The sequence below is a fragment of the Neptuniibacter sp. 1_MG-2023 genome (assembly GCF_030547185.1).
In the GTDB taxonomy this organism is placed as follows: domain Bacteria; phylum Pseudomonadota; class Gammaproteobacteria; order Pseudomonadales; family Balneatricaceae; genus Neptuniibacter.
In genome coordinates, this window is the sequence record NZ_JAUOQR010000007.1 from 84,120 (window position 1) to 97,483 (window position 13,364).

Annotated in this window: 9 protein-coding genes; 4 read left to right on the forward strand and 5 right to left on the reverse strand. The window is 42.0% G+C overall.

What is annotated here, in order from left to right; genetic code table 11:
* Window positions 1-94: 94 nt before the first annotated feature.
* Window positions 95-481: a helix-turn-helix domain-containing protein gene (locus Q4492_RS09720; RefSeq protein ID WP_303417393.1), complete on the reverse strand. Its 387-nt coding sequence runs from the start codon at window positions 479-481 to the stop codon at window positions 95-97.
* Window positions 482-832: 351 nt separating this feature from the next.
* Here Q4492_RS09720 and Q4492_RS09725 point away from each other — a divergent pair, with 351 nt between their 5' ends.
* The 3 genes from Q4492_RS09725 to Q4492_RS09735 are packed head-to-tail and all read left to right on the forward strand — an operon-like array spanning window position 833 to window position 6,028.
* Window positions 833-4,348 (forward strand): hypothetical protein, encoded by a 3,516-nt coding sequence (locus Q4492_RS09725; protein ID WP_303417395.1) that lies wholly within the window; start codon window positions 833-835, stop codon window positions 4,346-4,348.
* On the forward strand, window positions 4,326-4,805 hold the full coding sequence (locus tag Q4492_RS09730) for a hypothetical protein (RefSeq protein WP_303417398.1): 480 nt from the start codon (window positions 4,326-4,328) through the stop codon (window positions 4,803-4,805). The genes Q4492_RS09725 and Q4492_RS09730 overlap by 23 nt, the downstream gene beginning before the upstream one ends.
* Window positions 4,802-6,028, forward strand: coding sequence for a hypothetical protein (locus Q4492_RS09735; RefSeq protein WP_303417400.1), 1,227 nt, complete (start codon window positions 4,802-4,804; stop codon window positions 6,026-6,028). Before Q4492_RS09730 ends, Q4492_RS09735 begins: the two co-directional genes overlap by 4 nt.
* A gap of 157 nt (window positions 6,029-6,185) precedes the next feature.
* Here the strand turns inward: Q4492_RS09735 and gyrB are convergent, their stop codons facing one another.
* The 4 genes from gyrB to dnaA form a co-directional block, all read right to left on the reverse strand.
* On the reverse strand, window positions 6,186-8,615 hold the full coding sequence (gyrB, locus tag Q4492_RS09740; RefSeq protein ID WP_303417402.1) for a DNA topoisomerase (ATP-hydrolyzing) subunit B: 2,430 nt from the start codon (window positions 8,613-8,615) through the stop codon (window positions 6,186-6,188).
* Between the two features lie 30 nt (window positions 8,616-8,645).
* Window positions 8,646-9,728: a DNA replication/repair protein RecF gene (gene recF / locus Q4492_RS09745; protein WP_303417404.1), complete on the reverse strand. Its 1,083-nt coding sequence runs from the start codon at window positions 9,726-9,728 to the stop codon at window positions 8,646-8,648.
* Window positions 9,729-9,820: 92 nt separating this feature from the next.
* A complete protein-coding gene (gene dnaN / locus Q4492_RS09750) occupies window positions 9,821-10,924 on the reverse strand; it encodes a DNA polymerase III subunit beta (RefSeq protein ID WP_303417406.1) in 1,104 nt (367 codons plus the stop codon).
* A 47-nt stretch (window positions 10,925-10,971) separates the two neighbouring features.
* Entirely contained in the window at window positions 10,972-12,519 is a 1,548-nt protein-coding gene (gene dnaA, locus Q4492_RS09755; protein WP_303417408.1) for a chromosomal replication initiator protein DnaA, read from the reverse strand.
* A 684-nt stretch (window positions 12,520-13,203) separates the two neighbouring features.
* Here dnaA and rpmH point away from each other — a divergent pair.
* The gene (rpmH, locus tag Q4492_RS09760; RefSeq protein ID WP_067867899.1) at window positions 13,204-13,338 is read left to right on the forward strand and encodes a 50S ribosomal protein L34; all 135 of its coding nucleotides are present in this window, start codon (window positions 13,204-13,206) and stop codon (window positions 13,336-13,338) included.
* Window positions 13,339-13,364 lie beyond the last annotated feature (26 nt).

The following is a 13,364-nucleotide window of genomic DNA, read 5'->3' on the forward strand; positions in this document are numbered from 1 at the left end:
GCTTAAGGATGGGATAGATACTTTTAGTCACCACAACATGGTATCTATACCATCTGAAAGCGGGTCAAGCAGTGCTTTTCCCGTTTTTCTTTATCTAGGCGCTATTTTTCATCCTCTCTTCTCCAAGAACTTTATTCATTGAAACAATACTTCGTAACTCTTTGAAATCATCGATGGAAAGCAGTTTTAAGGACTTTCGTAAGTCATAAATAAAAGCGTATCCCTCCATTGGAAGGTCTTCAGGTACATGCATTACTTTGATGGACTCATCAGCATATCTACGCAATAAGCCAGCTTCATCATCTTGAAGATCAAGTGCTAAGGTAATCAAGTTGATCAAACGGCCAGGAGGTGGGCTCTTTTTTCCACTTTCGATCAAGCTTATATAGCAAGGATGAACCCCTACAGCATTAGCCAAATCCTTCTGTTTGACTCTTCGGTGAAGCCTTAAGGTTGCAAGATACCGTCCAAAAGGTGACATACCAAACCGCTCAAAAGTTACTCAGTTAAGTAACAAGATAAGCCTAAAGGAAGAATAAATCAAAATTTTTACCTTATTTTTCATAAAGTTACGATATATCTGAACTTTTGATACTTAATCAATGCTAATGGCTAAAATAAGTAAAAGTACTGTTTAGGGGTTAAGTACTAGTTGTTTCTTCGTTCACCTCTCGTATAACGACATAACACATTGAATCTAGTACTCTTTTTATATACATTGAATGCATCATAAATAAGCTTAATTCGATCGCTAAGCAAAGCTAACGATCCAGGATAGTAGTTAAGCAACACGGAACGCTATTGAATAGCTGTCGCATAAAAGGAATTGGCTTTGAAAGGAAACTCAACGTCTTCACATAAGAAATTTATTCAGCAACAGCATCTGTTTCGCGGCCTAATTTCAGTTTTTAAAAATCAGAATTTTAAGAAGGAAAGGCGCCTCTCTCCTGCGGCTATTCTGAGAACAGGGATCAGGGAGCTTCTACTTGATAGTAGGACTTCGTTACACCACTCACAATATCAAAAATACCTGCGATGGCTTCATCAGCAGATTCATTCTCAGTTACCTGAATTCTCACGAACACCTATTGGATTCGATGACCTATCCGGTGTCGTCATCAGTCCTTCAATTCTATCCTTAGAAGATGAAATAGTTTGGATAACTAACCGTATTCTGGTTCAAAAAGAGCAAATTAGGTCGTTTAGGGTTATTGTTTCCAGCTTAGAGAAGCATATCTTCGCAGGTAATGTAGAAAAAGCAGTAGCAACCTTGAATGACATACAGGAATCACATGGGGCGAATTTTTGGCTTATTCAACTAAGAATAGCCATAGAGCAAGCATTTAACGGTCTTGAGAGTCAAAAGAAATACACACAGTCTGTCAGAAACATCTTCAAGAATGGTCTACTTAATTTCATTGCATACCATACAAGTGTAAGAAATGAAGAAAGAACAACCTTAGCCAAATTTAATGAAGACATTCAAGCTCGTATAGAAAAGCATAAGTATTACGATCAACCGATCCAAACCTATCTGATGTATCGCCTAGCAAACGAGCTCCCAGATAGCGAAAGTAAACTTGCAGATATTCTTCGCACAGAGCAAAGTCACTCAATTATTGATCTGTATGAAACCTTCGTAAACGTTCTTCAACACCTTCTTAGTAAAAGAGATTTAACTCCTAATCTCTTATCAGTGATCGAAAAAAGCATTGACCAATTAGAACTAGTAGAAGACTACAGATTTACTAAGTTAAAAAACCTAATTAGTGGATGCAATGCTGGAAGTCTCCTGATGAGAGACAGAGCACTATCTGATAGTCTAATCAGCCAAAACTTTTCACGTTCAATCTCACTCATACGACCTATATACAAGCATCATGATCCAATCGACTGCTGGCAGCTGATTTACTATGGTCTTCTTAAGGCAAGTAGGAGCAAACAATCCGGGAGAAGTACATCAACTCCCTCGTCAATCCCTTCTCTTATTGGATCGGTAATTCAGAGACAGGAAGGAGCAGATGCATCCTTTACAGCATTAATAAAGCTAACTACGAACTTTAAAGGATTACCCGTAGCCTCTGGGATTTTGAGATTCTCGAACCAGATAAAACAGGAAACACCAGAAACTAAGTGGAAGCCTTGGCTGATGGGATTCGATAGCCCAACCTTTGGCGTCGAAGACTTAAAACCAGATTACTCTGGTAACTATGGAATCAATATAAGTAGCCCTTTGACTTGCAGGGTCTGGGGATGCTTTTTGCTAGGCCAGGATAGAACAGCTACTATAGATGAAAACATCAAATCTCTTTTCATATCCGCAAACTTAATAAACTCAAATAGAATTCGCGAAGCACATAGAGAACTGAACTCAATAGAAACAACGTATGCTCTGAAGCCATTTCATACTGCATTGCTACTTCATACAAACGTAGTTCTTGGGAATAGATCCGAAGTGATCTCCCTCATCTCAAATGAAGCTATAACATCTGATTCGAGTCGATTTTTCTTTCCTATTGCTGCATGCATATCATCAAACTCATGGGAAGACTTCAGAAAACTCGATGAGCCAATCGATGCAGCAATTGCTCTCCATTTACTTTGGGATATAACTGAAGATGATGAAAGGCTATCTCAGCTTCGTTACATAACAAAAATAGTAACAACAAAATCCGGCGCTCAAAAGCCGTCAGAACTAATTGATTATCAAGAACTTTTCAAAAAACACCAGCTTAATTATTACCTTGATAAAATATGCTCTTCTAAGGTTCTTCAGCTCTCTCGTCTATGCAGAGGGACTAAGGCAGTTTTAGAAGAACGTCAAGCAATATGTGCTTCATTACGTGAGCTCGACCCTTCTAACTCTGATATTTATGCACAAGAGGTTGCTGAGATTGCAAACCAGCAGGTTATTGAAGAGGGGCAGTACATTGTTGATAGATCAAGAATTCACGTGAATGTAGATGGTCTAATAAAATGGGCCGAGCGTGAACTTCATGAAGATCATGCTCGTTATTTGGATCTGGTTGATCTAAGTACAGACTCTAATCATGACTTTGATGATGTAATGAAGGAGCTATCGACCCCTGCGTTAGCTTCAAAAATGCTGAACTTTAAAGCAGAAAGTGAAGCAGATGTACTGCTATACGAAATTCTACAAAAACTCAGTGAACAATTTTTGAGCAACCCGGACTTTGGGCTGAATTTCTATCTATCTAAACGAATACGGCATCAATCTTTTTCAGGACTAATTCGTGGCCCAGCAGAAGATAGTCAACTAATAACGACTAAAGACTCAGCTGGAGGACAGTACGAGAGAAACAGTTATTTTATTGATCAATTTTCTCAATTAACTCATACAGAGAAAGACTTACTTGAAGAAGCATTTATCCAATTCAGTACTAGCTTTGATAAATTATTAGTAGACATCAAGGATAATAATTTTCAGATCGCATCTGAGGAGAAGCCTGAAGGACTAATTTACCTTCACCTACCTGAAGGAATGATCTACTTAGCCAGGGCTCTATTTACCTTAGACGATACTCTTCAATCATTTCTTGATGTTGCAATACCATTTCTATGGGCGGCACTAGATAATTCTCTTAAGAACGTAAGACACTTCATCACTGTAAACATTAAAAATGAAATGGTTGAGCTTTTCGATCAACTTCGAGGCTCAGTCAAAATGGTCGCTATCAAAGATCCAGCGTGCAAGCATGTAACAGCTGAAATAAGCACTTGTTGCACTAACGTACAAAATGCCCTCGATGAAGCCTCACTCTGGTTCAAAAAATTAGATGTAGAAGCTCAGCAGCGTTTGTTCGTTCTCGAACAATTAGTGAGCATAGCAGTAGATTCTGCATTGAAGTGTCAAAGAGGCTTCACTCCAACCATTAGTAAGGAAGTACATAGTAAAAGTATTAAAACGGTATCCAGCAGCTTAGTATTTGTTCACGATGTTCTTTTTGTCGCACTGGATAACATACGTGCTCACTCAGGTCTTAGAAGTCCCAATGTAGAAATTACCGTTGTACCAGACATAGAAAATGAAACTCTATCTATAGATGTTATTAGCGATTCTAAGCCTAGTAAACGGGCCGAGAACGAGAAAAAGCTCGCAGAATCCAGAGCTATTATTGAAGAGAAAAACCATAAGCAAAAGAAAGCATCTGAAGGTAGAAGTGGATTTGTAAAAATTGCGGCAGTAGCACATCAATCAGAAAAGGGGATGATTGATTTTGGGTATCAAGAAGACGGAAGATTCAAATTAAGCGTTGTTCTTTCATTTATCATTAACAAACAACCTATGATGGAGGTTAACACTGATGATAAATGTCTTGCTGGTTGAAGATGAAGCACCAAAGCGCGCAAAGATCATAAAGTTCATTGGTGACCTTAACCTTGATGTTTCTATAAGCGAGGCAAAATCTGTTGATTCTGCTTTCGATCAAATTGAAATCTTACCTCCTGACGCCTTATTGCTTGATATGTCATTGCCTACATTTGATATATCTGAGAGAGAAAATGGGGGAGAACCACTCGGCTTTGGCGGAATAGAAGTACTGCGCTTCATGGAACTATCAGAAGTTTCCTGTCCAACAATAGTGATTACAGGCTATGAAGCTTTTCCAAGAGAAGCAGGGAAAGCTATTGACCTAAACGACCTTAGGGAACAGTTGGAAAAGGATTTCCCAAATTCTTTTAAAGATATAGTTCATTTCGATACTTCAAACACTAGTTGGAAGTTAAAACTCCAAGATTTTTTTTATGATAACTACCCAAATGACACTGAGGATCATGAATGAAAGTTCTAATCGCCGATGATCAATCAAGAAGATATCAGAGGCTTTTTAAAGAGTTAGCTAGTATAGGTCTGGAACGAGAAGACATTTCATTGGTTCCATCAGCAAGTGATGCTCGAAATGAGCTTGAATCAAAAGAGTATGATCTACTAATCCTAGATATTCTTCTTCCTAATTACCCTGAAGATGATCCAGATAGTAATCAGCACTCATTAGATTTGTTGTTTGATATCCAAGAGGGCGATGAGTTAAATAAGCCTAAAATGATCTTAGGAATAACTGGTGATATTGACTCAACTGGAAACGCCTCAGAGAAATTTAATGAGTCAACTTGGAATGTAATCGAGTACTCAGATAGTGATGACTCATGGATTACACAGATTTGTAATTGTATAGCTTACTTAACTTCAAGCTTGGACCCAAGTGACAAACCTGGGGAAAAGAGTGTCGACTTAGTCATTGTTTGTGCTCTTCAGAAGCCAGAACTATCCGAGGTTCTCAAATTACCTTGGAACTGGTCAGAACCGAGGCCTATTAGCGACACAATTTTCGTACATGATGGCTATTTTGACATAGATGGCAAACAGTATACTGTTGCAGCAACATTCGCCCCTAGGATGGGTATGGTTTCTACGGCATTACGGACAGCTGCAATGATTAATACTTTTAAACCCAAAGTAGTTACCATGTGCGGCATATGTGCCGGAGTAAAAGAAAAGGTAAAAATGGGTGATGTCTTGCTTGCAGACCCCGCTTGGGACTTCCAAAGCGGTAAAAGAGTAATTGATCAAAGCGATAATAAAAGCTTCTCAATAGCCCCTCATCAAATACCATGTGATCCTGTAATTAGATCGCATTTGGAGCAGATTAAAGCTGATCAAGACTCTTTTATTAAAATGGCCCAAGATGCAGACAGAACTGACTTGATCCCAGAACTTCAAATTGGACCTGTAGCATCCGGCTCAGCAGTTCTAGCTGATGGTGAAGTTATCAATGAAATTAAATCTCAGCAAAGAGATTTAATTGGTGTAGAAATGGAAGTGTATGGCCTTTACTCATCCGCTTCTGTTGCAGGAGAACCAAGACCTAAGGTGTTTGCATTGAAAAGTGTTTGTGATTTTGCAGACCCCGATAAAGCAGATGGAATACAAAAGTATGCCGCTTATACAAGCGCAAGAACACTTGAGTTGTTAATGCAGAAGTATGCATCCAGGATTTTAAATTAAAAAAGGCGGCAATTGCCGCCTCAAACATAGTTCATATCTCGCGATACGCCGTTTCACTATCATGAAACGGCGTTTCACCACTCACGAGATTCGACAGCCATAAAAAAAGCCCCGACATTGCTGTCAAGGCTTTTTAGAGTAAGTAAATGCTTACATATCACACATCCAAGTTAGCAACTTGTAGTGCGTTTGCTTCGATAAAGTTACGACGCGGTTCAACTTCGTCACCCATTAGGGTGGTGAATAGCTGATCTGCGGTAATCGCATCTTCGATCGTTACTTGAAGCATACGGCGCGACTCTGGGTCCATAGTGGTTTCCCAAAGCTGTTCTGGGTTCATCTCACCTAGACCTTTGTAGCGCTGGATGTAGTGACCACGGCGGGATAGATCCAGTAGCCAGTTTAGGCCTTCTTCAAAGTCGGTGATCTCACGGGTGCGTTCGCCCCGTTGTAGGTAAGCACCTTCTTCAAGTAAGCCTGCCAGTGTACCGGCCATTTTAATAATGGAGCTGTATTCACGGGAGGCAAAGAACTCTTCATTTAGAACGTAGTCATGGGACACGCCGTGCTGAAGCATCATTACTTTAGGGACAAAGTTGCTGTGCTCTTTATCTTCTACCACGACACATTGGTAGCTAACCGCTTTATCAGAGAAGCCGGCAAGGGCATCATCAAAGACGTCACACCATTCAGCGACAGCCGCTTGGTCTGTCATTGTTTCACGTGGGAAAGGCACGGATACATTGATAAGCGATTTAAGTAGAGCAAAAGGATATACACGAGACATACGGTTAATGGTGCGAATAACCGCACGGTAGTCGTATATAAGCGTCTGTAGCTCTTGACCGCCAATACCTGGTGCATTTGGATTAACGTGCAAAGTTGTACCGTCTAGGGCGCCTTGCAGTAAGTATGAATCCAAAGCTTCATCATCTTTAAGGTACTGCTCTTGCTTACCTTTTTTGATTTTGTACAACGGTGGCTGAGCGATGTAGATGTAACCACGTTCAATCAGTTCCGGCATCTGACGGAAGAAGAAGGTCAGAAGTAGGGTACGGATATGGGATCCATCCACGTCGGCATCGGTCATGATGATGATGTGGTGGTAACGTAGTTTGTCTGGGTTGTACTCTTCGCGACCTATACCACAGCCTAGGGCTGTGATCAGTGTGCCAACCTCGACCGAGCTTAGCATCTTGTCGAAACGTGCTTTTTCTACGTTAAGGATTTTACCTTTAAGCGGTAGAATCGCCTGCGTTTTACGTGAACGGCCCTGTTTAGCCGATCCACCCGCAGAATCACCCTCCACTAGGTAGATTTCGGACAGTGCAGGATCTTTTTCCTGACAGTCAGCAAGCTTGCCGGGTAGGCCAGCGATATCTAGTGCGCCTTTACGACGTGTCATCTCACGGGCTTTACGCGCCGCTTCACGGGCACGGGCAGCGTCGATCATTTTAGATACGACCGCTTTAGCTTCCTGTGGGTTTTCACGTAGGTAGTCGGCAAGTAGTTCACCCATCGTCTGCTCAACCGCAGATTTAACTTCAGATGACACTAACTTATCTTTGGTCTGTGATGAGAACTTAGGATCAGGCACTTTAACCGAAATAATCGCGGTTAGACCTTCACGGCTATCATCACCTGTTGTGCTAACTTTACCGCCTTTGTTAAGGCCTTCGCTTTCAATATAGGTATTTAAAGAGCGAGTCAGCGCGGCACGGAAACCTGAAAGGTGGGTACCACCATCGCGCTGTGGAATGTTGTTAGTAAAACAGTGAATACTTTCTTGGTAAGAGTCATTCCACTGCATCGCTACTTCAACTGCAACGCCGCTTTCGTGATCAGCGGTAAAGTGGAAGACTTTATTGACGGTGGTTTTGTTGGTGTTTAGGTAATCAACAAATGAGCTTAAACCACCTTCATATTCAAACACTTCTTCAATGGCTGAACGCTCATCTTTAAGGACAATACGAACACCAGAGTTCAAGAATGATAGCTCACGAAGACGTTTTGCGAGTATCTCAAACTTAAAGGTTAAGTGATTAGTAAAGGTATCTTCTGAAGGCCAGAAACGTACCATAGTACCGCTGGTATCCGTTTCTCCAACAACGGTTAAAGGCGACTGTGGTTCACCATGTGAGTAAACCTGCTCATGCACTTTGCCGTTACGACGGATGGTCATTTTTAATTTGGAGGAGAGGGCGTTTACAACAGAGACACCTACGCCATGCAAACCACCGGATACTTTATAGGAGTTATCATCAAACTTACCGCCGGCATGGAGTACCGTCATAATAACTTCGGCAGCTGAGATCCCTTCCTCTTCGTGGATATCGGTTGGGATACCACGACCGTTATCGGAAACCGTAACACTCTCGTCAGGGTGGATGACGACTTTAATCTCGTCACAATGACCCGCTAAGGCTTCATCGATCGAGTTATCAACAACCTCAAATACCATGTGGTGCAGACCTGTACCGTCATCTGTGTCACCAATATACATGCCTGGGCGTTTCCTGACTGCATCTAGGCCTTTTAATACCTTGATACTGGAGGAATCATAATCTTGATTATTTTCGCCGCTCATTCAAGTCTCCTAACGCTTCCGTACAGTGAGTTAGCAAAGGCTACCTTCTGCTATACGAAAAGTGGCTATTTCCGTTTGTGGACTCCAGTATGTCTTTAAAGCACTGTCGTCGACACAAGTTATAAAACACTGGTTAGAGCTTTGCTCCAACACTTTACAGAACAGTTCTCCATGTACCTGATCTAACTCTGAAGGTAGATCATCGATCAGATAGATACAGGGGCGGCTGTTCATCCGCTGAAACAGTGCACCTTGAGCTAGCTTAAGGGCACTGACCACTAATTTTTTCTGGCCTCGGGATAGACGTTCAGCCGCATTATGACCATCAACCTTTAAACGCAGATCGGCCCGTTGAGGTCCGTTGCCGGTAAAGCCTTGACGAAGGTCGCGTTCAAAGTTGCTCGCTAACACTTCATCTAACTGTCGTTTTTTATCCCAGCCGTAGCTAAAACCCAACTCGATTTTGGTACCCTCAAGTAGCTGTGAAACCACCGAATCAAACTCCGGTTTTAGCAAGCTAAGGTACTCTTTTCTCAAGCGAGTTAGCTGGTCTGAAAAGGCGATAAATTCACTATCCCAAACCTGACGTAACTGATTGTCAATCTTACCACATTTAAGCAATGTGTTCCGCTGTTTTAATACTCTTCTGAAGCCTCTCCAGAGCTGAATAAAGGCTTTATCTGCATGAAAAACGCCCCAGTCTAAAAACTGTCGCCGAATAGCAGGCGATCCTTCCAATAATAGGAATGTATCGGAGTTAATAACTTGCAGTGGAATGAGCTCTGCAAGGGTAGAAAGACCTATATCTGAGCCTTCAAAACGGATCCTTGCTTCACCCTCACTTGGACGCTCAACACCCAGGGATTGCTTTAAACCTTGCATCATCGGATCGATAGAACCAAACACGACGGAAGCGCGCTGATCATTCTGCACTACATGATGGGCTTTGTTGGTTCGGAAGGAGCGAGTAAGACCCAAAATATTGATCGATTCGAGAATACTGGTTTTACCGCTACCGTTTTCACCACAAATGATGTTGATAGCAGGGGATGGCTCAAGATTAATTGAGCTGATATTACGCACAGATTTAATCTGGAGCTTAGAAATGGACATCAGGAGGGAATAAAGTATGGGAGCTGGTCACAGCTCCCAAGGATAAAAATATCACTATGTAATTCAGTACTTATCACAAGATATACTGTTAATTACATACGCATTGGCATAACAACGTATAGGTTTCCTTCCTCATCAAACCCTTCAACCAGCGCACTGGAGTTGGAATCCGATAAAGTTAAACGCACAACGTCAGAGTTAAGAATAGATAAGCAATCCAGTAGATAGTTAACGTTAAAGCCAACCTCTAAACTATCGCCATCATAATCAACCGCCAATGTTTCTTCCGCTTCTTCCTGCTCAGGGTTATTCGCCATAACCTGTAGATAACCGGGAGAAAGGGCAAGACGCACACCACGATACTTCTCATTGGAAAGAATCGCGATACGGCTTAGAACTTGGCGTAGCTCCATACGATCACTTAACAGGATCTTGTCGCCATTTTTCGGGATAACGCGTTCATAATCTGGGAACTTGCCATCAACAAGTTTAGATGTGAAGGTAAAGTCACCTACATGGGCACGAATATGACTGGCACCAATGACTAAACGTAACTCCTCCTCACCACTTTGCAGTAGGCGAGCAAGCTCAAGAATACCTTTACGTGGCACAATGATCTGATGCTGAAGACCTTCTTGCGCTTCAACATTGGTCACACTGGTTGCTAAACGGTGTCCATCTGTAGATACGGCGCGAAGCTGACCATCGGCGATCTCTAACAACATACCGTTAAGGTAGTAGCGCACATCCTGTTGAGCCATTGAGAAACCCGTCTTATCGATCAGGTTACGCAACTGCTGCTGCACCATAGATAGCTCTAGAGTTTCTGGACTGTCTTCAACATTTGGAAATTCTGCAGCAGGCAGAGTTGATAAACTAAAGCGACTACGACCCGCTTTAATCACCATTTTCTGACCGGTAAGCGTCAGCTCGATCCTTGCGGAATCAGGCAGCGATTTACAGATATCCATCAGCTTACGTGCTGGCACTGTCACTGAACCTGCTTCAGCAGGCTCGTCCAGTGTCACACGTCCAACCAGTTCGACCTCAAGGTCTGTACCGGTCATGGACAGCTGATCTCCTTCAGCCACCAATAAAATATTGGATAGCACTGGCAATGTCTGTCGGCGCTCAACCACACCTGCAACTAGTTGCAGAGGCTTAATCAGCGCTTCACGTGAGATGACAAATTTCATCGTTTACCCACCTACCTTTATATATGGCCGGATTAAGACCGGTATATTTACGCCGTTAGATGGCGCAGTAAATTCTTATAATCTTCTCTGATATCCGCATCACTCTCGCGCAACTCCTTTATCTTACGACAAGCATGGAGCACAGTAGTGTGATCACGACCACCAAACGCATCACCAATTTCTGGCAAACTATGGTTAGTCAGTTCTTTCGATAAACTCATCGCCACTTGGCGTGGTCTAGCAACAGAACGGCTGCGTCTTTTCGACAACAGATCAGAAACCTTAATTTTATAATAATCAGCTACAACTCGTTGAATATTATCAATACTAACCTGTTTATCCTGCAATGCCAGTAGGTCTTTTAGAGATTCTTTAATAAAAGGTGTTGTTATTGCACTACCGGTGAAATGAGCATTGGCAATTACACGCTTTAAAGCACCCTCTAATTCACGGACATTGGATCTGATTTTTTGCGCAAGGAAGAAAGCAGCATCATCCGGTAAGCGGACACGGGCTTCGTCGGCTTTCTTCATCAATATGGCAACACGGGTTTCTAATTCCGGTGGTTCAATGGCAACGGTTAATCCCCAACCAAATCGGGATTTAAGACGCTCTTCAACACCGTTAATCTCTTTTGGATAACGGTCACTGGTCAGAATCATCTGCTGACCACCCTCTAACAGGGCATTGAATGTGTGGAAAAACTCTTCCTGTGAACGCTCTTTACCGGCAAAGAACTGAATATCATCGATCAATAGTGCATCAACAGATCGATAGTAACGCTTAAAATCATTGATCGCATTGAGTTGTAAGGCTTTAACCATGTCTGCAACAAAACGCTCAGAGTGAAGATAAACGATCTTCGCATTTGGGTTGCGCTTCAACATCTCGTTGCCCACCGCATGCATCAAGTGGGTTTTACCTAAACCAACACCACCGTATATAAAGAGTGGGTTATAAGAAACACCAGGATTATCACCGACCTGTCGTGCAGCGGCTAAAGCTAGCTGGTTAGATTTACCTTGTACAAAACTTTCAAAGGTAAAAGACTGGTTTAACTTAGATTGCGGATGTTTAAGACCACCTTCAACATTAACTGTACGCTCAACCATAGGCTGCTGTTGTGGTGGAGTAGGCATATCCATCGGCATTTGAATCTGAGATGGCTCAGGCTCCAGACCAGGCTGAAAGATGTTTTCTCTAGGAGATTCAGCAGGAGGAGAGGTGGCAGCAGGTTCAAAACTATTATGTTGTTCTGGATTAAAAATTGTTTCAGCAACGCGTGCAGGCGGAGCAGGGCGACGTGCAGCTATAGCAGCAGTCCGTGGCCGAGGAGCAGCAACGCCGCGATTATTAGCAACGTCTAGCGCAACTTCTGTGGATATATCACCGCTAACATCACAAACCACTTGGCGGATGCGCGAAAGGAACTTGTCATTCACCCAATCACGTACAAAACGGTTGGGGGCTACCAGAACTAACCGATCAGCACTTTCAGGCGCGACTTTTAAAGGTCGAATCCATGTATTGTATTGCTGAGTCGGAAACTCATCCTGAAGGCTATGTAAACAACGCGCCCATAGTTCCGTCGACATAAGGGAGAGGCCCTTCTCTATCCTGTAATTATGGTTATTAGTATTTTACTCTGGCAAGCAGATGAACTGCATATAATAGAGATACACCAAAGTATAGAAGGATTCTAACCACTTCTGCTTCACTTATCCACAAAGCAGGGGCCTTTTTTGTAAATCTTTTTATAATTTTTCCATTTCTCAAAAGCCCTATAAATAGGGCTGTTGGCGATTGTTTATTAAAAGAATTTTATTCTTTAAATCACAACTAACCCACTTTTAATCCCCAAAGTTATACAGCAAACAATGGGTATAGTTTTCAAGCGCTCACAGGAGTTATCCACACAATTAACAGAGTTAGTAACAAAAACAATCAAAACACTAAATTTACCGCCTTTAAAAGGGTCGAATATAGTATTTATCGCTTACATATAAATTTAAAAACCAACAGCAAAACTAAAGACAGATAGCTAAAATTAGCGAGTATTAAGAATTTCAAAAACCTCTAGTTAAAGATTTTGCTTCTATCTCTAGCTCAGATTAGGCCTTAAAATAGCGATAAATGGGTCTGTTTGTTAAAAAACAGTGATTATTAGTAAAAATAGATTGAACCCTCCCGACAAATTCACTAGAATTCCGCCTCTATTTTTTCGCGTAGTCAATTTGGCTGCGTATTTCATTCATCAAATGCGTTGGCAGGATTGACCGATGAAAAGAACATTTCAACCAAGCGTACTAAAACGTAAACGCACTCACGGATTTCGTTCACGTATGGCTACTAAAGCTGGACGTGCGGTTATTAACCGCCGCCGTGCTAAAGGCCGTAAACGCCTGTCAGCTTAATGGCTGACAAAAAGGTCTGGTTTATT

Bases quoted from the DNA above. Each gene is read 5' to 3' on its own strand.
- Q4492_RS09720 (WP_303417393.1), bottom strand. From the start codon at position 481: ATGTCACCTTTTGGACGGTATCTTGCAACCTTAAGGCTTCACCGAAGA.
- Q4492_RS09730 (WP_303417398.1), top strand. From the start codon at position 4,326: ATGATAAATGTCTTGCTGGTTGAAGATGAAGCACCAAAGCGCGCAAAG.
- Q4492_RS09735 (WP_303417400.1), top strand. From the start codon at position 4,802: ATGAAAGTTCTAATCGCCGATGATCAATCAAGAAGATATCAGAGGCTT.
- gyrB (WP_303417402.1), bottom strand. From the start codon at position 8,615: ATGAGCGGCGAAAATAATCAAGATTATGATTCCTCCAGTATCAAGGTA.
- recF (WP_303417404.1), bottom strand. From the start codon at position 9,728: ATGTCCATTTCTAAGCTCCAGATTAAATCTGTGCGTAATATCAGCTCA.
- dnaN (WP_303417406.1), bottom strand. From the start codon at position 10,924: ATGAAATTTGTCATCTCACGTGAAGCGCTGATTAAGCCTCTGCAACTA.
- dnaA (WP_303417408.1), bottom strand. From the start codon at position 12,519: ATGTCGACGGAACTATGGGCGCGTTGTTTACATAGCCTTCAGGATGAG.
- rpmH (WP_067867899.1), top strand. From the start codon at position 13,204: ATGAAAAGAACATTTCAACCAAGCGTACTAAAACGTAAACGCACTCAC.